Annotated in this window: 1 protein-coding gene; it reads right to left on the reverse strand. The window is 54.9% G+C overall.

Annotated elements, in window-relative coordinates; genetic code table 11:
* The coding region (locus AC1RPU_RS08110) for a hypothetical protein (protein WP_481769662.1) at positions 1-272 on the reverse strand (272 nt) is incomplete at its 3' end.
* Between the last annotated feature and the right edge of the window lie 43 nt (positions 273-315).

The following is a 315-nucleotide window of genomic DNA, read 5'->3' on the forward strand; positions in this document are numbered from 1 at the left end:
AACCAGCTGCGCATTTTCTTGCTCTTCCACGGGCGGATGATGGCGTTGAACACATCCTCCTGTGTGCCCTTCAGGAGCCCCGCGTCGTCCTGACTCTTGAGAGCCGATCGCAGCGAGTCCATCAGGTTGTTCAAGCTCCAGTCCCAAGCGCTCCCTTCCGTGTCGTTTGCACCCATGATTTCGATTTCAATCTCGGGCTCAATCGTGAACTTGATGTTGAAATCACGCTTGAACGCGTTCGTCACGCCGTACGTTGCTTGGCACTGCATCATGTGCAGGAACGGGATTACCATCTCGTAGGGGACCGAGTAGTAG

It is taken from the genome of Dellaglioa sp. CoH-55-MRSF-7, from assembly GCF_056782235.1.